This window comes from Companilactobacillus nantensis DSM 16982 (assembly GCF_001435815.1).
Lineage (GTDB): Bacteria > Bacillota > Bacilli > Lactobacillales > Lactobacillaceae > Companilactobacillus > Companilactobacillus nantensis.
Map to the genome: position 1 here is coordinate 1 of NZ_AZFV01000038.1, position 20,098 is coordinate 20,098.

General features: G+C 34.0%; 22 protein-coding genes and 2 pseudogenes. 7 read left to right on the forward strand and 17 right to left on the reverse strand.

All coding sequences use genetic code 11. The features are described 5' to 3' along the window. Window positions 1–36: 36 nt before the first annotated feature. From FD31_RS12265 to FD31_RS13985, 9 genes and pseudogenes are all read right to left on the reverse strand, one after another. Complete coding sequence (locus tag FD31_RS12265) at window positions 37–783, reverse strand: LytTR family transcriptional regulator DNA-binding domain-containing protein (protein ID WP_057893078.1); 747 nt, start codon at window positions 781–783, stop codon at window positions 37–39. Window positions 784–786: 3 nt separating this feature from the next. After that, entirely contained in the window at window positions 787–1,959 is a 1,173-nt protein-coding gene (locus tag FD31_RS12270; RefSeq protein WP_162258553.1) for a sensor histidine kinase, read from the reverse strand. A gap of 176 nt (window positions 1,960–2,135) precedes the next feature. After that, window positions 2,136–2,258, reverse strand: a complete 123-nt coding sequence (locus FD31_RS13980) for a bacteriocin (protein WP_083483676.1) — start codon at window positions 2,256–2,258, stop codon at window positions 2,136–2,138. A gap of 147 nt (window positions 2,259–2,405) precedes the next feature. Continuing rightward, window positions 2,406–3,266: pseudogene (locus tag FD31_RS14595) on the reverse strand (IS982 family transposase). A gap of 544 nt (window positions 3,267–3,810) precedes the next feature. Next, the gene (locus FD31_RS12285; RefSeq protein WP_057893081.1) at window positions 3,811–3,999 is read right to left on the reverse strand and encodes a bacteriocin; all 189 of its coding nucleotides are present in this window, start codon (window positions 3,997–3,999) and stop codon (window positions 3,811–3,813) included. 491 nt (window positions 4,000–4,490) lie between these two features. Then, window positions 4,491–4,769, reverse strand: a complete 279-nt coding sequence (locus tag FD31_RS12290; protein WP_057893082.1) for a hypothetical protein — start codon at window positions 4,767–4,769, stop codon at window positions 4,491–4,493. A 367-nt stretch (window positions 4,770–5,136) separates the two neighbouring features. Next, window positions 5,137–5,415 carry a hypothetical protein gene (locus FD31_RS12295; protein WP_057893083.1) on the reverse strand — a complete coding sequence of 93 codons (279 nt, stop codon included), beginning with the start codon at window positions 5,413–5,415 and terminating at the stop codon, window positions 5,137–5,139. Window positions 5,416–5,590: 175 nt separating this feature from the next. After that, window positions 5,591–5,863, reverse strand: a complete 273-nt coding sequence (locus FD31_RS12300) for a hypothetical protein (protein WP_057893084.1) — start codon at window positions 5,861–5,863, stop codon at window positions 5,591–5,593. A 129-nt stretch (window positions 5,864–5,992) separates the two neighbouring features. Continuing rightward, window positions 5,993–6,262 (reverse strand): LytTR family transcriptional regulator DNA-binding domain-containing protein, encoded by a 270-nt coding sequence (locus FD31_RS13985; RefSeq protein WP_162258554.1) that lies wholly within the window; start codon window positions 6,260–6,262, stop codon window positions 5,993–5,995. A 268-nt stretch (window positions 6,263–6,530) separates the two neighbouring features. Between FD31_RS13985 and FD31_RS14420 the strand changes: the two genes are divergently transcribed. After that, entirely contained in the window at window positions 6,531–6,731 is a 201-nt protein-coding gene (locus FD31_RS14420; protein WP_057893086.1) for a hypothetical protein, read from the forward strand. A 61-nt stretch (window positions 6,732–6,792) separates the two neighbouring features. On the opposite strand, the gene FD31_RS14180 is transcribed toward FD31_RS14420, so the two are convergent. Further along, the gene (locus tag FD31_RS14180; protein ID WP_147007379.1) at window positions 6,793–6,999 is read right to left on the reverse strand and encodes a hypothetical protein; all 207 of its coding nucleotides are present in this window, start codon (window positions 6,997–6,999) and stop codon (window positions 6,793–6,795) included. Between the two features lie 503 nt (window positions 7,000–7,502). On the opposite strand from FD31_RS14180, the gene FD31_RS12315 reads away from it, so the two are divergent. After that, the gene (locus tag FD31_RS12315; RefSeq protein ID WP_057893087.1) at window positions 7,503–7,823 is read left to right on the forward strand and encodes a bacteriocin immunity family protein; all 321 of its coding nucleotides are present in this window, start codon (window positions 7,503–7,505) and stop codon (window positions 7,821–7,823) included. Window positions 7,824–7,872: 49 nt separating this feature from the next. Here the strand turns inward: FD31_RS12315 and FD31_RS12320 are convergent, their stop codons facing one another. Next, window positions 7,873–8,616: a CPBP family intramembrane glutamic endopeptidase gene (locus FD31_RS12320; RefSeq protein ID WP_057893088.1), complete on the reverse strand. Its 744-nt coding sequence runs from the start codon at window positions 8,614–8,616 to the stop codon at window positions 7,873–7,875. Window positions 8,617–8,783: 167 nt separating this feature from the next. Then, window positions 8,784–9,251: a hypothetical protein gene (locus FD31_RS12325; protein ID WP_057893089.1), complete on the reverse strand. Its 468-nt coding sequence runs from the start codon at window positions 9,249–9,251 to the stop codon at window positions 8,784–8,786. Window positions 9,252–9,560: 309 nt separating this feature from the next. Here FD31_RS12325 and FD31_RS12330 point away from each other — a divergent pair, with 309 nt between their 5' ends. Further along, the gene (locus FD31_RS12330; RefSeq protein WP_057893090.1) at window positions 9,561–10,925 is read left to right on the forward strand and encodes an Nramp family divalent metal transporter; all 1,365 of its coding nucleotides are present in this window, start codon (window positions 9,561–9,563) and stop codon (window positions 10,923–10,925) included. A gap of 132 nt (window positions 10,926–11,057) precedes the next feature. On the opposite strand, the gene pdxT is transcribed toward FD31_RS12330, so the two are convergent. Together pdxT and pdxS are read right to left on the reverse strand one after the other, a co-directional pair. Continuing rightward, a complete protein-coding gene (gene pdxT, locus FD31_RS12335; protein WP_057893091.1) occupies window positions 11,058–11,615 on the reverse strand; it encodes a pyridoxal 5'-phosphate synthase glutaminase subunit PdxT in 558 nt (185 codons plus the stop codon). A 2-nt stretch (window positions 11,616–11,617) separates the two neighbouring features. Then, a pseudogene (gene pdxS / locus FD31_RS12340) lies at window positions 11,618–12,505 on the reverse strand (pyridoxal 5'-phosphate synthase lyase subunit PdxS). 131 nt (window positions 12,506–12,636) lie between these two features. On the opposite strand from pdxS, the gene FD31_RS14425 reads away from it, so the two are divergent. The 3 genes from FD31_RS14425 (at window position 12,637) to FD31_RS12350 (ending at window position 15,296) form a co-directional block, all read left to right on the forward strand. Then, a complete protein-coding gene (locus FD31_RS14425) occupies window positions 12,637–13,473 on the forward strand; it encodes an aminotransferase-like domain-containing protein (protein ID WP_235805366.1) in 837 nt (278 codons plus the stop codon). Between the two features lie 155 nt (window positions 13,474–13,628). Further along, the gene (locus tag FD31_RS14430) at window positions 13,629–14,000 is read left to right on the forward strand and encodes an aminotransferase-like domain-containing protein (protein WP_235805367.1); all 372 of its coding nucleotides are present in this window, start codon (window positions 13,629–13,631) and stop codon (window positions 13,998–14,000) included. A gap of 546 nt (window positions 14,001–14,546) precedes the next feature. Further along, window positions 14,547–15,296 carry a TerC family protein gene (locus FD31_RS12350; protein ID WP_371862680.1) on the forward strand — a complete coding sequence of 250 codons (750 nt, stop codon included), beginning with the start codon at window positions 14,547–14,549 and terminating at the stop codon, window positions 15,294–15,296. A 14-nt stretch (window positions 15,297–15,310) separates the two neighbouring features. Here FD31_RS12350 and FD31_RS12355 read toward each other — a convergent pair whose 3' ends face one another. From FD31_RS12355 to FD31_RS12365, 3 genes are all read right to left on the reverse strand, one after another. Then, entirely contained in the window at window positions 15,311–16,714 is a 1,404-nt protein-coding gene (locus tag FD31_RS12355; RefSeq protein WP_057893093.1) for an APC family permease, read from the reverse strand. A 305-nt stretch (window positions 16,715–17,019) separates the two neighbouring features. After that, window positions 17,020–17,862, reverse strand: a complete 843-nt coding sequence (locus FD31_RS12360; RefSeq protein WP_235805368.1) for a helix-turn-helix transcriptional regulator — start codon at window positions 17,860–17,862, stop codon at window positions 17,020–17,022. Window positions 17,863–17,889: 27 nt separating this feature from the next. Beyond that, on the reverse strand, window positions 17,890–18,249 hold the full coding sequence (locus tag FD31_RS12365) for a DUF488 domain-containing protein (protein WP_057893094.1): 360 nt from the start codon (window positions 18,247–18,249) through the stop codon (window positions 17,890–17,892). Between the two features lie 171 nt (window positions 18,250–18,420). Between FD31_RS12365 and FD31_RS12370 the strand changes: the two genes are divergently transcribed. After that, window positions 18,421–18,858: an Hsp20/alpha crystallin family protein gene (locus FD31_RS12370; protein WP_057893095.1), complete on the forward strand. Its 438-nt coding sequence runs from the start codon at window positions 18,421–18,423 to the stop codon at window positions 18,856–18,858. The last annotated feature ends 1,240 nt before the right edge of the window (window positions 18,859–20,098 follow it).

The window sequence follows — 20,098 nt, forward strand, 5'->3', positions numbered from 1 at the left end:
TCTCAAAAAATAGTTGCAGTACCAAACTGATTTTTACTACTCGCTTTTTTTTGCCATAAATTTGGTAACGATTGCTGATTTTCTAAGCGAAACGTTACAGTCAATATTGGCATCTAAATGTAATATTCTTTGGAGCTTATCATAATTATCTATTCTATCTTTATTCACCAACGAACTCTTATCAACTCTTAACAGATTGTCATATCTCTTTTCCAATGCATTCAAATTACCTGGAAAGGAAACATGTCTATTATCAGCATCTAGACTAACTTGCCCTGGAAAGGATTTATCAGTGTATAAGATGATCACTTCTTTCATTGGAACTGAGAAATATTTAGATCCTATTTTATAACCAAAAGTGACTACTTTATGATATATATCATCCTCATAATATTTTTGTGTCAGATTAATATCTTCAATTATTTTTTTCTTCACATTTTCTGAAGATGAATCCTTAAGTATATAATCCAGTGGTGATATTTTTCGTTCTAACGTTAGAAAAGAAAGTTCCTCGTGAGTTGTAATAAAGACAATTTTAGCATTAGGAATATTTTTTCTAACAAAATCAGCTATCTTTAAACCAGCCTTTGTATCACCATCCATTTCCATATCTAAAAAGAATAAGCCATACTGACTTTTCTTAAAAATATCAAAAAATGATTCAGTTCCATTTGCTTCAGTCACTTCCATGGAATAATCATTGATCATAATGGTATTTTCAACAATACTTTTGTAGTACTCTCTTTGAGAATTATCATCTTCTAATAAATAAATTGGAAACAATTTCTACCCTCTTTCCAAGATTATCAAAGTTATTCTGAAATTATTATTAACAATTTCAGTATCCAAATAAAGATTAGATTTGCTATCAACAATCTTGCTTACATTAGCTAATCCAGTTCCTCTGCCAGAGCCTTTTGTTGAATAGCCTTCTTTAAAAATTTTCCTTATATCAATAGTATGTTCCAATGGATTTTCAATTGAAATTTCTAAAGTATTATCATTCTTTATAAAAGCCATGTTTATATTTCTATTATTACATTTAATGGTCTCTTCAATAGCATTATCCAAGAGAATTCCGACTATTCTAATTATATCTAAAATATTTTCCTGTAAATCAACTGAATCACTCGAAATATGAACATCTAGTTTCAAACCGTTTGATTTAGATTTAAAAAATTTCTGAATAATTAATCCTCGCAATGGCTCATTAGAAATTTTCTTATACTCCGAAAGAATCTTACCATCCAAATCAGTACTCATTTCCTTTTGATTTAGCAACTCGCTGTATAGTTCTTCATAATTTTCATTAAACTTACCGTCTGAACCAATTTTCATGGATAAAACAATATTTTTAAAATCATGCTTAAATTTTCTTAAGTCAGCGTATTGTTGTTGAACACTATTTAAATAATCGTCAAATTGTCTATTTTGCTCTTTACTATTAGTAATCTTTTGTCTGATGGACCAAACTTGAATAAGATTATAGACCAGCCAAATCATCAAAACTGTAAACGAAATAAAAGAAAACATTAAAGTTCCAGTAATCAAAGCTGTAACACCCTCTAAATCTCCCATAAATAAAATAACTTCAAAAGAAATAAATAGTGATAATAGCATCAAAAATATTTGATTATCAAGTTTAAATGACGTTATTTTTTTTTGTAATTCTTCCAATCGAAAATTAAATTTTAAAGTAAACTCAGATATAGTTAGAATAATCATGAAATTAGTAAGTGGTCCTAATATCAAATATAATTTCAAATAATCAATTTCTTTTGGATAAAAATGAGCTATGTTTACTATATATATAATGACCTTGCACATACCTTGACTAGCCATGCTAATTATTAATTCTAAAATAAGGGCAATCAAGAAGTAATTAATATCTACTTTTGAAAATTTAATGCTTTTTTCTCTATAAATTTCCCAAGCCATAAAAATAAATGGCAAAACCATATACATAAAATCCTCAAATAATACTGAAAAAAAGCCAAATATAATCGAGTATATAAGGTTTTTAGTGAGTTTTTCTAAAATTGAAGTATTTTGAAAACGACGATATAATATCAAAACAAAAAAGAAAACTGAAAAATTCAGAATGAACTCCAATGGAATAGGAACATTGGTCATGACTACTTTTTAAACCATTTTACAACGTTTCTTATAATACCATTTGAAGTAAATCCGCCCAGTAATAATCTATTTCTACCACCATAAATTTCTTTCAATTCCTTATCAGATATCTCTTTTTTCATTTTCTTATCCCCTTACCATATTAATTTTAATATCACGTAAAGCCCACTTTAATAATAAAAATCACTCAATCATTATTGAAGTAAGCATATAACTATTATTGTTAGTTTACACCAAATAATATAATTTTCTATCTATTACGCATAGTGCTAGTTGATTTGTTTTAACGTATCTACTAACAAACATTGTTCAATCCTAGTTTGAAAACCATTCAAGGAACGAGCCCTGTTTCTTTCCAGATCAAAAGTATTTATCCAACCGGAAAATACTGTTTCGATTTGTCTTCTATCACGTATTAATAATCGGCTATCAGTCCCATTATTAGACATATTCTTGCATCTTGGTGTCCAAAAATCGACGCCGAGACGAGCCAATCTGACTTTCAATTTCTTACTCAAGTAACCAGCATCAGCTAAGACATGCGGACAAGAATATTGGTCTATTAGAGTTGGAACCATATTTACATCATGAAATGATACCTTGGTAATCGTGTAAGCAACCGCTATTCCCTGATCAGTCACCTCAAAACTGCTTTTAAATCCTTAATACCACTGATTTTTAGTAGAGTTATATCTGATATCGGCATACGGATTTAAAAGCCGTGCCCGATGGTTGCGAATAGGATGACACAAGGGCATAGGAAAACTATCAATTATTGTGTAAGTAGGGCTGGGCATAACTGCTTTAATTAATCCTTCACGAATAAATTTAAAGGTTTCCAAAGCGTTGGCACTAATTCGATTAAACCGAGAACGTTCAGGAAGACCGGTAAAGCCAATGCTTAAAAGAAATCTATAAAATAATCGTTGATCAGTCATATCCAATTCCACTTGCCAGCCGAGCAAAACTAATAATTGGACATCACTTAGTTTTGCTAGCTGATAATTTTTTCTAAATCTGATGGAAATAGGAACAAACCATTGATACAACGGTGATATGATATTCATCCACTTTACTAGTGGTGATTGAAGTTTGAGGGCTGTTTGCTTATACTGTAGTTGGTCTGACATGACTATCACTTCTTAGTTAGTAGAGTAACTATAGTGTAGCCCTGTTGGGCTATTTTTGTTTAAATTTAAAAATCAACTAGCACCAAGCGTATACGTCTTAGATAATTATCCAAATATTTATTAACGTTGAGTTTCTATATTTTGTCACAATCTACAATGATCAAAAAGCGATTAACTACATTATACATAGAGGAAAAATTAGATTTAACTATACATCCAATACCCCGCATATTCAAAATATAATGTGTAATTCTAACCTTGGTTACGGTTTAATCGCAAACTATTTTACTTTTGGACCGTTGAATTAAAAAAGTCCATCGCACGGTGGACTCTTTTTGTATTTAAACTTGCAAAATCAGGGCATAAACATTGGAATGATTAAAAAAATCCTTATCCATTGTTTGAAAAAGCCCGGTCGATTCACGTATTTCTTTGCTGGTACTATTAATTGGTATACTTTAATAAACATAGATATAAAAAAAGAAACAATAATCCACATTACTATCCAAGTAACTATAATAACTAGTTCTGCTGCCATAATATGTTACCTCTTCTTATAATGAGTACTTTTTAATCCAACTCCTGCTACTTTAGCTGGTAATGGAGCTCCAAATCCGCCTCCGAAACCACCACCGCCACCAAGGCCCATCATGTCGTATTTGCCACCTTTAATTCTGTTCAAATCTTTCTTGCTCAACTTCTTAATATTTTTAATACTTTTAATTTCTGTCATAATAATATCTCCTTTTAATTATTATACTTATTCTAATTTAATTAATCTAAAAATAATTTTAAAATTATTAACGCAGTGTAATCTCATATTAACGTATGCGCTTATAAAGAGGCTTAATTATAACTTCATTGTGCCTGTGACTTTTAAATCAACAATCCCTATCAATATATTAATGATTCTGGTCAAAAAAAATGTGTGATACTACCCAGAGTTATGGTTTAAGTGCAAAACACTTTACTTTTAGTTTATTAAAATAGTTTTATCATCTTATTCATTGGTCAAATATTTCATGTGTCCTTCTATAGTTTCCATACCTTGCTGAATAAAATTAACGATATCCACACTGTTTCCCCTTTAATGCATGGTCTTTCATTTGTTTAAAGCCAATACTATCTTGTTCAACGATTTCATTTAAATAAGTCTTTAAGACCTCAATTTAAAAACACTTTTTTGATAACTTTTTTAATTGTCGCGCAAATGACAGTGTTCGTTTAATTTGCATCTATTTTATCAACCCAGGTATCGAAACTATCTAATGAGTCAATAACATTTACTTGATCCGTTTCAACTTCTTTTTTAGTCTTCATCGCTTCTGGAGAATCTAGAAAGTGTACTAAACGAACTTCGTTGTTGGCAGCTTTAACTAAAGATAAATAAATATACTCAGAAACAGTCAATCCCTGTTTAGCTAAGTTATTCTTGGCCCTTTCACTAATATCCACAATAACACGTGTATAAACTGTTTTATTTTTAATAACACTAGTACTCATTATTATCGCCTAACTAAAGACAAAAAATAGACCTTTATCAAGGTCTGCTTTTATATTTGTAAGATTTCCATTGAAACGTCAAATTTTTTTAACATAGATCACATAGCTGATGTCATTCAATGCTTTTAATAAGGAATGCTAGCCGTGAAAAATGACAATGAATTTGAAAGATTGTTTGAAATAATAGAGGGAACTAATTTACAAGAATTGATTAATCAATGTATACCTCTGATTTAGATAAACGAAAGGTTTACGAAGCCTTGTATACTTATGCTATAGGTAAAAATAGGAAAAGTCGCTAAAGGATAACAAATGCATAATTTAATGATGAACTATCCTATTATCTCTGAATAAATAAAAAAGGTTTTTAAAACGGATTGAAGAATGTACCAACTGCCGTTTTAGTAATCGTATATTGATCACTAGTAATATCATATTGATTCAAAAATTCAGTTATTTTAGTTTGAAATTCATCATCATGTAATTTAGTTCCAATATACCAAGTATCATTATTAACTGTACGACTGCCAAAAGTATTAACTTCATACTTTGCCGTAGTGGAATCATAGATTGCATGAGCTGTATCTCTGTCCTTGAATTCAATCGCCCAAGTGACTGGAATCATATCGTAAATTGACTTTACCATAATAAATTCTCCTATCATAAATCACTTAATTGAGCACATTGTATGCTTGGCGTATATCAATTTCAAAATATAAGCACATCGCTTTATTAATAAATAATGTAAGTTTTTGCAGGTAAAAATAATAGGCCGATATCCTGGTGTCTAATGACACAAATGATATTGACCTATTTTTTGATTATAAGGCATTGAAGAATGTACCAACTGCCGTTTTAGTAACCGTATATTGGTTACTAGTTATATCATATTGATTCAAAAATTCAGTTATTTTAGCTTTGAATTCATCATCAAGTAACATCGTTCCAATGTACCAAGTGTCATTATTGACTGTACGTTTTCCAAAAGTATTGTTGTCGTATCCAACAACAGTTTTTTCATATAAATCATGCGCTATATCCCGATTTTCAAATTCAATGGCCCACGTGATTGGGTCTGTAATTGTCTTAATCATATTATTTACCCCTTTTATATTGTAAACGCTTTATAAAATGAACTCAATTCAATTTAATTAGTCGATTTCTTTAGTAATGCATACATCATTTGTGCCAAACTACTCAATATTAAAATTATCGAAACACTACTAAACTTTTGAAAAGAATGGATAGCACATATCATCTGAGGATTTTCTAAATGATACATTACAATCAATTCCACCTTCTAAGTGTAATGTTCGTTTACGAAATTCATACGAAACTATCTTTGCTACATTGACTAATGAACTTTTATCAACTCTCAATAAATTATCATATTCCTTTTCCAACATATTTAAATTGCCCGGAAAAGGAACATGTCTATTATCCGCATCCAGGTTAATTTGTCCAAGTGCTGATTTTTCGGTATATATCGTCACTGTAATATTCTCGCGATAGGTTAATATCTTCAATTATCTTTTTTCTAACCGTTTCAGCAGATAAATCCTTTAATATGTAATCCATCGGTGAAGTTTTTCGTTCTGACATCACAAACACTTTTTTAACAATTGTCATTGATTCAAGAAGAATATTAGCCCCCTTCAAGACATTTTATCCTCCACATATGGCCATCGATATATTATTCAGATAAGCAAAGTAACAATTGCTGCTATAAAAAAGAAGTTATACAAATGAAAGAAGTGATATCTGATGATGTATTCGTATATCAAATTAGGCCCTAGAGATGGAGTTGTGTTGATTTCAGTTTTTATTATGTTAGTTTTAACACTAGTTTTTAAATGGTCGATATGGGAATTTGTGTCTTCTGTTGTTGCAGTCATAATTTCATTCTTAGCAGGAAACATGAAACCAAATGATAAGAATGTGCTTGCATTCTTAAAAAAATAGTTTGAATTGGAACAGGATACCCTTGAATTAAAAAAATCCATCAAATTGATGGATTTTTTGTTTATTGATCAAATATTTCATGTGTCCCAGTTGCCACTAATATCAAAATCAGTTCATCGTTATTTAACTTATATATAGCATCCCAGTTATCATACGTCCTACCGTAACTTCCATAGCTTCTGGAGAATCCAAGAAACTTACTAAACAAACTTTCGTTATTAGCTGCTTTATCTAAAGATAAGCGAATATACTCAACGTTTGCCTTCATATTTTTATTATAAATATACTAGACCGTATTCAAGAGGCATTTTAATGGTATTCAGGATCATTCGAACTGCATATTCCCAATAATTGATACGCTATAAATACCAAAACAATTATTTAAGGAGGTTTCCAATCAAAAAAGCCAAAAAATTATCAGAGATAAAACGGACAAATTCTATACTCAAAGAATTAGACAAATCAATGAATGATATTAATTTAAATACCCCTGTCAAGGTTGCGATTAAACAAGCTTACTTCAACATTAATCAACCAACGAATATCAATAAGAAGTTCAGAAGAATACCTAGTACAATATCTACTCTAAAAACTTCTTTACGATTAATGGACATACATAAGGAATATTGCTTTAGCCCAAAACAAAATGATTTAATCCACCAATTAAATCACTTTCAACATAGGTCTTGGTTACAACAATTATCGGCAGTTATCAACGGACCAGCTTTCTTTCATTCATAAGATATTTACTCGAAAGGATGACAGCACAAAATGAAAAATACAACTTTATTCAATTTAATAGATGCTTCATATAACGAGGATCTTTCACACCAACCAATTGAATACAAAAAATGCCTCCTGCAAGCAGCTCAAGAACTTAACAGTGACGAAGATGAAATTAGTGTCTGTGTGACTATTTACAAGGGGTATCGTGATAACTTCATTGTTCCTATGACTTTACCAACTAAAAATCGACAACTATATCAATATATTAAAAACAAGTTGAATAATCCTAGTCAAAAGACACTGCATGATGCTAACCTTGGTTACGGTTTAATTGCAACACACTTTACTTTTGGGCCAATAAATTAAAAATGTGAAAAAATGATATTAATAATCATTTTTTCACATTTTTTACTTATCAATCTTGATTTCTTAAAATCCCTTTCACGGCAAAGTAATTAACAACAACTGTAATCACAATAAGTAACATCAAACCTAAAACATTATTTAAATTCAAAATTACATTTGTTTCTACCCCTGATCCACCTATCATTGCACTCAACAAATCAGCAAGACCATGCGCAATAACGCTAAAGAAAATATTTTTAGTAATTGCGTAACACAAGGCAAAGACACTCCCTAAGCAAAACGCATATGTCACTTGAATCATGGTTTGAGTAATATCTTGATTAGTACTTACGAGGTTATATACATGAGCCAAAGCAAATATAACGGTCGAAAGGTACACTTGAGAAATCACCTTTCGATTTGATTTTAGGTGAAGATAATCAATAAAATAGAAAACTAATCCTCTAAAAATGACTTCTTCAATTAAACCAACTGTTACGGCAATATATATGAAAGATAGCTGAAATTTAAAGTCTGCAAAATCGTTATTTAAAGTTAACGCCATCCCAATAACTATCGCAATTGCGATAAATCCCCACTTAATATTCTGTTTCCCGAAGTTATTATTCCGATAAAAATAATAGAGAAGCGCCAATAATCCAATGGACACTAAAATTTTTCTAAAATAATCAGCATTCGTCTCATTGAGATGTAAGAGTAACTCACCAGTAGCTCCACCGATAACTGAAAACACAATATATATCAACGCGACAATTAGTAAAGACTGCCAAACGTTTATTTTTCTCTTATGCATCTTTTTTGCCCCCCTAAGACATGCAAATTATAGCATTCACTATTAAAACCAAACTACCTGAATATCTTTACTTTTCCAATTTGCCAAGCTTTATTTAATCACGTACCGTACACCATAATAGCGATATTAAAATACAAAAAAATAGACCCCCTAACCGAGGTCTATTTTTATATTTGTCCAACTTCAACTGAAGCGTCATTAGACAATTTCTTCTGTAAATACTTTTCCATTTCTTTATAGGAAATATTAAAATTCATTTCCACTTGTTGTGGTCGTTTTGTATTAAAAATCACTGCTACCTTAGGTTTCCTACCTTCAACTTCAATTGGAATCAAAGTTACGTGGACAACTTGGGCATAATCTAAGACACCGGAATAGAAACCGTTCAAGACGATTTTTCTTTCACCGACTCCTCCGACACCATTCATGATATTCAACAACATGAACAACGCCACCATGACGATGTACGATAATTGACCCGTTGGTGAGACCAACAGCCATGCGCCGATAAAGGCCGCAAAGATTAATGATGAAACTTTATAAATTGATCTGATTTCAATCTGTGATTGCCAATAAACATTAAAGACAGCACCGAGAAAAAAGATGACATCTACTATTAATAGTATTGTGCTCATTTTATTTATCCCTTTTCTAGTCATTATAATTAAGATGCTTTTAAATTCAAACTTTATTTACTACCTATATTGTATCGTACTTAGGAACTAAATTCATGGAGGTGGCCCTTTATTGGTCAAATACATATTTTTAGTCGGTCATTTTAATAATTTTTCATAAAATATTAGGTTTTTGAATCGCTTACAAACGTTTTTAAGACGGCTTTTATCAGCTTTTTATTAGGTAGTCTTAATTTTTTTGTTTATAGGGTTTAAAGTTGGTCTCTAACATGATACTATATCTGGAGACAAAAAAAGGGGGATATAAGCTTGAGTGAAAAAAATAAAAAGCACGAAAGCCTTATTCATTATGCTAACGGCCCTTCCTTGGAAGAAATTAACGACACCGTTGAAGTTCCGACTGATGCTGGTTTCTTTAAAACTCTGTTAGCATATAGTGGTCCGGGGGCACTTGTTGCCGTGGGTTACATGGATCCAGGTAACTGGGTTACATCAATCGCCGGTGGGGCACAATTTAAATACAAATTACTATCTGTTATCTTGATTTCTAGTTTGATTGCGATGCTTTTGCAATACATGGCGGCTAAACTAGGCATTGTGACCGGAAGAGATTTGGCCCAATTAACTAGAGATCGAACTTCCCGTGTGGGTGGTTTTATCCTGTGGGTAATTACTGAGTTAGCTATTATGGCAACTGATATTGCAGAAATTATTGGTTCCGCAATCGCGTTAAAATTGTTATTTAATATACCAGTCCTTTGGGGTGTTATCATCACCGCATTCGACGTCTTATTACTACTGGTATTAATGAAATTAGGTTTCAGAAAAATCGAAGCTATCGTAGCCACTTTAATTATGGTTATCCTCTTCGTCTTCTTGTATGAAGTTATCTTGGCAAAACCAGATATGGGCCAAATGGTCGTCGGCTTTGTCCCTGATCCAAAAATTCTCCAAAACCAAAGCATGCTTTACCTTTCATTGGGTATCGTTGGTGCGACGGTTATGCCACATAATTTATACTTACACTCCTCAATTTCACAGGCCAGAAAATATGACCGTAACGATTCAAAGAGTGTTCATCAAGCTGTTCGTTTCTCAACTTGGGATTCAAACATCCAATTAACTTTGGCATTCATCGTTAATACATTACTATTACTACTTGGTGCTGCTTTATTCTATGGTACAAATAGTGATCTAGGACGTTTCGTTGACTTATTCAACGCTTTACAAGATCCAAAAGTTGCCGGAGCTGTTGCTAGTCCTGTCTTAAGTATTCTCTTTGCGATTGCCCTTTTGGCTTCAGGTCAAAATTCAACAATCACCGGAACACTTTCAGGACAAATCGTCATGGAAGGTTTCGTCCACATGAAGATGAAACTTTGGGCACGTCGTGTTATTACACGTTTGATGTCAATCATTCCCGTTATTACCTTCGCAATTATGTATAACGGTAATGAAGCTAAGATTGAATCACTTTTGACATTCTCACAAGTATTCTTAAGTGTCGCTTTACCATTCTCAATCTTCCCATTGATCAAGTTCACAAGTAACAAAGAATTGATGGGCGAATTCGCTAACAATAAACTAATCGAATATCTCGGTTACTTCATTGCCATTGTTCTAACTATTTTGAATGTTTGGTTGATTTACACTACATTCGTACCTGCTGTTTAAAAATACAAGAGTATGGCAAAACATGTTCAACTTTCGAGCATTAATGCAAAATAGACCGTAATCCAGACTTTGGATTACGGTCTATTTTGTTTTCAGCGGAAAAAGTACTTTTCCTACAGCCTCATTTTTTTATTATTTTTGACCAACAAAATCATGTATAAATAATTCATGGAAACGTGTATCGGCGGTCAATTCTGGGTGAAAGGCTGTTACTAAAACATTTTGCTTACTAGCAGCTACAATACGATTATCGTCTGTCTTAGCTAACACTTGAACGCCATCTTCTACGCTTGATAAATATGGTGCTCGAATGAAGATACCCATAAAAGGTGTATCGAATCCTGTAACTGTTAATGATTCTTCAAAACTATCCTTTTGGCGACCGAATCCATTGCGAACAACTTCTCCATTTAATCCATTCAAACTATCCGTTTGAGATAATAAGACAAGTCCTGCACAAGTTCCAAATACTGGAAAGCCTTGTGCCACCATTTGTTTAAGTGGTTCGAGTAAATTCTCTCGTACCATCAACTTTTTGATTGCTGTACTTTCACCACCGGGAATTATCAAACCGTCCAAACCTTGTAAATCAGTTGTTTTCAAAACTAACTTACTAGCGACAGCTAATTTTTCCAAAGCTATCTGATGTTCTGAAACTGCGCCCTGTAAAGCTAGAATTCCAATTATCATCTTTATTCCATCCCTCGAGGTGCCATTTTTTCTTGATCAGATAACGTAGCAACGTCGATTCCCTTCATTGGATTACCTAAATTCTTTGAAACTTCGGCAATTAAGTGATAATCAGTTGGATGAGCTGTAGCAGCAACAATTGCTTTCGCAAATTTTTCAGGATTTTCTGATTTGAAGATACCTGAACCAACGAAAATACCATCAGCTCCTAAATTCATCATCAAAGATGCATCAGCCGGAGTTGAAACACCACCAGCCGCAAAGTTTACTACTGGTAATTTTTTCTTATCATGAACTTCTTTTACTAATTCATAAGGAGCACGTAAATCACGAGCAATTGCCATTAAATTTTCTGGCTTTTCATTCGAAATTTGTCTAATTTGTTGGTTAACTTTTTGCATATGACGAACAGCTTCAATAATGTCACCTGTTCCTGGTTCACCTTTAGTTCTTAACATTGAAGCACCTTCACCAATACGGCGTAATGCTTCCCCTAAATCACGGCAACCACAAACAAATGGCACTTCAAATTGAGTTTTATCAACATGATAATTGTCATCAGCTGGAGTTAAAACTTCACTCTCATCAATATAGTCAACGCCGATACTTTCCAAAATACGTGCTTCCGCAAAATGACCGATTCTTGACTTAGCCATAACGGGAATCGTTACTGCTGCCATAATTTCTTCAATCATAGCTGGGTCTGACATACGTGCTACCCCACCTTGTGCTCGAATATCAGATGGTACTCGTTCCAAAGCCATAACAGCAACGGCTCATGATGCTTCCGCAATTTTTGCTTGTTCTACATTAGCAACGTCCATAATTACGCCGCCCTTTTGCATTTGAGCCATACCCCGTTTGACCAATTCTGTTCCTGTCGTCTTCATAAAAAAATCTCCCTTCCAACTAATCAAATTCTTAAATTACCTATACAGGCAATTCAAATATTAGATATACTGACTGTACTTGTATAGCCACTTTTTTGAGAACTGTACCAGTACAAAGGGAGAATAAATTTATGAAATATCAACAGTTGCAACAATATCTTCGCCAAGAAATTTCATCTAAAGCACTGCCTGCTGGCACTAAAATACCGTCAATTCGGCAATTATCACAACAATTTTCTTATAGCAAAAGTACCGTCATTAAGGCACTTCATAAATTAGAACAAGAACATATAATTTACTCCGTGCCTCAAAAAGGTTATTTCGTTACTGAAAATTCGATTCCTCAAGACAATCTGCCCAAACAAATCGACTTTTTATCTGCAGGACCTGACACATCATATTTTAGTTTTGAAAATCTCACTCACTGTTCCAATCAAATCTTAATCAACCGCCAAAAAGAAATTCTCTCTTATGGTCAACCGATTGGTATGGAACGACTACGCAAACAAATTTTAAATTATTTTCAAAACCAGCAAATCTTTACTTCAATCAATCGCTTAATCATTACTTCAGGTGCTCAACAAGCAGTTAATATTTTGATGAATATGCCGTTTCCCAATGGGCGTGAAAATATTTTAGTAGAACAGCCGACATATCCAGGGATTTTACAGGCTGCACATCTAACTAATCACAATATTTTTGGAATTGATTTAAGCGACAATCAATTCGACTTGGAACAACTTGAATATCTTTTCAAAAATCATGAGATTAAGTTCTTTTACTTAATGTCTCGCTTTCAAAACCCTTTAGGTCACTCCTACACTGCCACCGAAAAGCAAAAGATCATTACTCTTGCTGAGAAATATGACGTTTATTTAGTTGAAGATGACTACTTAGGTGACCTCGATCTGGATAAAAAAATGACCCGCTATTTTCAGAAGATCCATCTGGTCGAGTTATTTATCTAAAAAGTTTTTCGAAAGTATTTCTGCCTAGTTTACGTTTAGCTGCAGTCATCATACCCTCAGAAATGATTCCAACCTTTCTCAAATACAAATCATACTTTGATTCCTATACTTCAACGATTTCTCAAGAAATTCTCGCCACTTATATGGAAAACGGTATGTTTGAACAACATCTCAAAAATATTAAACAACGTTATGCTCAAAAAATGTCAGAATTAATCCGCTGCGGGCAACTCTATCTACCACAAAATCAACAGCTCAACACTCCTACGACTGGTTTTTATACAGTTTTAAAATTACCCAAAGGTGTAAATTCCACGATTTTAACGCATAAACTTATGCAACAAAATGTACTGGTCGATGATGTAGCTCGAATGTTTTTACCCTATCAACAAAAAAGCTCGTTTATTCGCTTAAGTATTTCACAAGTCGATTTAGAACAAATCGAACCTGGTATAAAGCAAATCAGTTCAACAATTAGTGAGTATAAAGTTAACCTCAACCCAATCTTTCAAGGATTTCATTTGTGATTGGCCGCCTCCAGAAACAAGAAATTTAGGTCGCTATGGGGAACGCTTCGAGCCAAAGAGCGGTCTCGAAGCTCGATTTTGAACCTCGCAAAAAACGCGAGTTTCAAAACTCGTCCCGTGGTGTAATGGCTAAAGCCATAACGCCACCTTCACAGCAACCTAAATTCTTGTTTCTTCCGGCTTGTTTATTCGTTGTTTTTATTTATATCATAGTACCAAGACTTAAAGAATGACTTTAATGACACAAAAACCTAGTCGGAAGAGTCGAGAAATAGTCATTTGGCAGTGAAAGTGGCGTTAGTTCGAGTGGTTTTCTCGGACTTACACCACCGGGCGTGTTTAGAAACTTGCCGAACTTGCAAAGTTTCAAACCGAGGGGCGAGACCTTGGCTCGGCCCGGTCCGCACAGCCAATATGACTATTTCTCAACTCTGGAGACGGAATATTTTTCAATACTTAATTGTAAAGCACAACTAAAGTCTGTTATCATTTAGTCCAACAATACAAATAGAAAGCAAGGAATACTGATTGAATGCACTTGTAAATATGTACGGTCCATTCTTTGATCTTCATAACTGGGCAACGGTTATCGAATCGGGGGAAGATTGGTTAATTATTTTATCGTTAGTCGTTATGGAATGTATGTTGTCAGTTGATAATGCGGTCGTCTTAGCTGCACAGACACAGTCATTGCCTAACAAAGTAGAACAGGAAAAGTCGCTTTTCTACGGACTCTTCGGTGCTTACATCTTTAGATTTTTAGTTATCGGAATCGGTGTTTATTTAATTGATTTCTGGTGGATCAAGGTTTTAGGTGCTGGCTACTTGTTCTATCTCTTCTTGAATCACTTTTTCTTCAGTAAAAAGCAACCGACTGAAGCTCCAACGGAACGTAAAGAAAATGCCTTGGAAAAACATTTACACATTTCTCGTTTTTGGCAAGTTGTTATCTCAATTGAATTGATGGATATTGTCTTCTCAATTGATTCTGTTCTAGCTTCATTGGCTGTTTCAAGTAATCCGGTTATCGTTTTAATCGGTGGTATGATCGGTATCTTGGCAATGCGAGGAATTGCTGAAATGATTATGGGACTTATGAGTAAGATTCCTGAACTAAACGGAATGGCTTACTTCTTAATTCTCTTTATCTCTGTAAAATTATTCCTATCAATTCCTGCAATTGATATTGAAATTCCCAACTTAGTCTTCGTTGGAGTGCTAATTGGTGCCATTATCGTGACATTAATTATTCACCAGATTAATAACAATCGTGCTCCTCGGAGCAGAAAAAAATAGTCCCCTGACGGAGGCTATTTTTTATTTTGCAATTTTGAATGTTTCAACCCATAAACAAAGTAAACGACAATCCCAATTGCAATCCAGATTCCCACACTAATTTTTGAAATAGCTGGCAGCATCAATAAGAAATACAAACTAGCTAATCCTGCCAAGATTGGTAAGAATGGATACCAAGGCGTTTTGAAACCGTCATTTGGAATATCTTTTCGTTTACGTAATTTAATAATTCCAAATGAAATGAAGACAAATGCCAACAGTGTTCCCGCATTGATCAATGACGTCAATTCAGTTAAAGGTACTAGCCCAGCAAAGAATGCTTGGACAATTGTTGCCACCCAGACAGCATTCTTGGGAACTGAAAATTTCGTATCAACTTCACCCATTTTTTCAGGCAACAATCCGTCACGCCCTAGAGCATAAACCAAACGTGAGCCACCGAAGAACATCGTCAATAAGGATGTAAAGATACCAACTAAAGCACCGACAGTAATCAATTTATTCCAAGTATCCAAATGAACAACTTTCAACGCATATGCTGCTGGATCATCGACGTTCAAATCCTTATAGTTAACAATACCTGTTAACACAAATGAAAAACCAACGTACAAAATTACGGCAACAACAACTGTTCCTAAAACTCCGCGCACAACATCCTTTTTGGGATTGATTGTTTCCGCTGAATTGGCAGCCAAAGCATCGAAGCCAACAAAAGCAAAGAACACCGTGGCCGTGGCAGTTGAAATCCCACCCATTCCGAATGGTTGTGTGTGGAATTGTTTAGGATAAAATGGCACGTAATTTTTAGTATTGATATAAAAAGCTCCCACGACAATAAATAAAATAATGATGGCAACTTTAATCAATACCGCCACATTTTCCACTTTTTTAGAGAGACTAGCTCCCTGCAAAATGATGAAAGCAATCACTAAAACAATCAGTGTAGCTGACAGATTAATTACTCCACCTTCAAGTGGACCGTTAGCCAAAAACTTGGGCATTTGTAAGCCAAAAGCTCCTAAAATATTATTATTAAAATATGATGCAAAACCAACTGCTTCCGCTGAAACAGTTAAAAAATATTCCAGAATTAAAGCCCAACCGAGAATCCAACCAATAATTTCTCCATAAATAACTGCTCCAAAAGAATAAGCAGAACCGGCAACTGGCATCGCTGATGAAAATTCAGCGTATGCCATACCGACAAATCCCGAAACAATCGCAGCAATCAAAAAGGCGACTGTTACGGCTGGTCCCGCATGAAGTGCAGCCTCATGTCCGGGCAAAATAAAAATACCTGTACCAATTACGGCACCAATCCCCAAAGAAAGCAGGTCCTTAGCGCCAAGTGTTCGTGTCAATCTGGAATCGGCTTCTAAATACGTATCGACCGATTCCTTTTTAAAGACGTTTTTCATGAGTTTCTCTCCTTAAAACTGCATAACCTAAATTACACTAAGTCTAAAGTCTACTACAAATTTTTTCATGAAAAAAGATGTTTTGTGCAGAAAATGTAAACAATTGTTCAATTTCCGTTCACATAGGGTGTATTTAAATAGGCAGTCTCCAGAGCTGAACAAGGAATCACTGGCTATGCGGACTAGTTTATCTGTTGGTTCATTTTAATTTATTCATTAGGTGGTATCTCCTAAATACAAAAAAAATCTATGAAATCCCTTTTAGGATTCATAGATTTTTTAATGTTCTAATTATAATTGCGGTATTATTTACCCTCTGTCCGATACTTGGTTGGGGCAACTCCGGTATACTTTTTAAACGTTTGACTGAAATAACTCAAGCGTGTAAATCCTAAAGCATCGGAAATATCGTTAACACTTTTATCTGATTCTTTCAAAAGAATCATCGCCTTTTGAATTTTTCTGGCATTCAAATAGACGGAAAAACTCAAACCGGTTTCGCGCTTAAATAGCTTACTGAAATAATAATCTGATAAGTAAACTTTACTGGATACTTGATCGAGCGTTAAACGCTTATTCAAATTACTATCGATATATTCAATCGCTGAAATAATGGAACTATTTGCGGTCGACATGACTTTGATTTGTTGCAAAGCATGCCCTTCACTATCAGCCAATTCATCAATGGCATCATTAACATCTATAGCGTACTTAATGACAAAACTATCAATTCCCCGATTCTTAATGATAAGTTTAGCCACACTTTCAGCCATATTTCTCAAAAATAAAACATGCTTTTGAAGCTGTTGCATAATTTGTAAATGCTCAAGATTTGTCCCCTTCTCAATATCTTGAGCAACGCAAATTTTGCCGACCCGTTGGTTGATACTTGCTATTCGCAACGGTGAATCGGCATATTCGATATTATACTTGTACTTATTGACGCTCAACTTTGACAAATCAGTCATTTTATTCATCCTAGTTAAGGCGCTACCCTCTGACAATTCTCCAAAAATACCCGCTTGCAAATGATCGTCATTGCCTAGAACAAAAACTGCTATACCATTCGTCTGCGCATATGATTGCAATAAGTGAATAATTGTCTTTTCATTACTGGATAATAAAGACTGTAAATCAAATTCTTCCATAATCACTAGCCAACCAATCTACAATATTTAAATTTTTGAATTTAGATATTCCATTAGGACTACTGCGTCGTTATGCTCTTCATCTTTAGCACTATATAGGATAAGAACATCTTGTTTCTTTAGAGCTTCTGTAAGATCTGTTAAAAACTCTTCTGTATAAGGATTAGCTTTGATTTCTGCTAAATATTTGTTCTTGAATTCAGCATATTTCTCGGAGTCATGTCCAAACCACTTTCTCAACTCAGCTGATGGGGCGATTTCTTTTGCCCAAAGACCCAAATCAGCCCGCACTTTAGACATTCCACGAGGCCAAAGTCGATCGACAAGAACTCGGTAGCCTGATGGTAAATCTTTGTCATAAATTCGCTTCAAAATCAATTTAGTCAATTTAACTAACCTTCTTTTCACCACTTTAATTGTATCACATAGATTACCGTTGATTTTTGTTAAATTTTTGCGATATTTAGCACTCGACAATTAAGAGTGCTAAATTCTTGAATTACCATTCGAGGGCGTCTTATAATGTATTTGTAATGAAGGGAAAGGAAGTAACATTATATGACAAACGATATTATGGATCGTAATAATTTGATGAGAAACTGGTTCAACAATGATTCTTGGATGAATAATTTACCATCTATGTTTGAAAACAATTTCCCAGAAGACTCAACACTAAAGACAGATATTAAGGAAACTGATAAAAACTATGAGGTTCATGTAGATATGCCTGCTTTTGATAAGAAAGATATCGACATTAACTATAACAATGATATTTTAACAGTTAGTGGTCACCGTGATAGTTTTAATGACCATAACGATAAAAATGGTGACATGATTATGAGCGAACGTTCAAGCGGCCGTGTCATGAGACAATATCACTTACCTGCAGTTGATATTAATAGTATCAAGGCAAATTATGATAACGGTGTTTTGAAGATTGACCTTCCAAAGATGGAAAAGAAAGTTGATCCTAGCCACCACATTGATATCGACTAGTTTTAGATAGTTTCAAGTTGGGGTATCCTCTGACCGATATAGAAAATTAAACTTAAGTATTTATGTTGAAATAACTTTCGACATTAAAATATTGATTTAACTTCGACTTTTCAAATAGTATTTTTTTGAAGTTCAACCTTTTTTGGTTGAGCTTCTTTTTTGTAAATATGCCGCCTCGGTGAGCAAGAAATTTTAGGCTGCTGTGGGGACCGACGAAAGCCAAGGTCTTTCGTCTCGATTTTGAACCTCGCATAAACCCGAGAGTTTCAAAACTCGTCCCGTGGTGTAAGCACTAAAGTGCTAACGCCACCTGCACTGCTGCCTAAATTTCTTGCTCACCGAGGCTAGTTTATTGGTTGTTTCTAGTATCTTTAATAACTCAGCATATTGAAAGTTACGAATATTTACATTATCTAAGAAAAGAATGATTCATCACTTTAAAGTTCCAATAACATAAATTTCACAATTAAATTATTTGATAGTTTTTCCAATTAGAAATCATGATATTTCAATACATTTCAAAAAAAGAATACCCTAGCCGGAGGGCATGATTGAGTGATGAGGGTCAGCAGTGATTGTGGTGTTAGCGATTTATCGCTTACTCCACTGGACGTATTTTGAAATTCGCGAATTGCGCGAAGTTCAAAATCGAGATTCGAGACCGCTCTTTGGCTCGAATCGGTCCCACAGCAGACCCTCATCACTCAATCATGCCCGGAGGTGGCTCCATACAAATGGTCTCCATCCATATTCACAAAATCTTCACATTTTCAGAATACTTAATTCATAAAGATTCAGTAGTATATAACTTGTAGATGAGAGATACAAGTAATCCCTTTTCTCACCCCCTATAACATATATATTTAATCCCCTAAATAAAAAACACCTTTCCCCGAGGTGTTTTTTTATGCTTTTTAAGTACCTGCCGGTAGTAGTTGAGCAAAAAATAAGCTATACTAATAAATGCAGAGTGGAATTTTTCTACTCTCATGGGATGCAGTGATTTTTGCTGCAAAAGGACAAAAGAATTTATACAATTTAAAAAGACTTATCAAAACTGGGCTATCCAAGATTCAAATGATTTTTAACATTAAACAATAATAACTTACTGATAAGCCTGTAATTATAAACCGTAGAATAGAGACAACGACTCTATTCTCATCCCCCCTATCAACAATATTCAATCCCCTTAAAAAGGCATCCTTCCCCAAGGATGCCTTTTTTCTACCCTTAGTCAAGG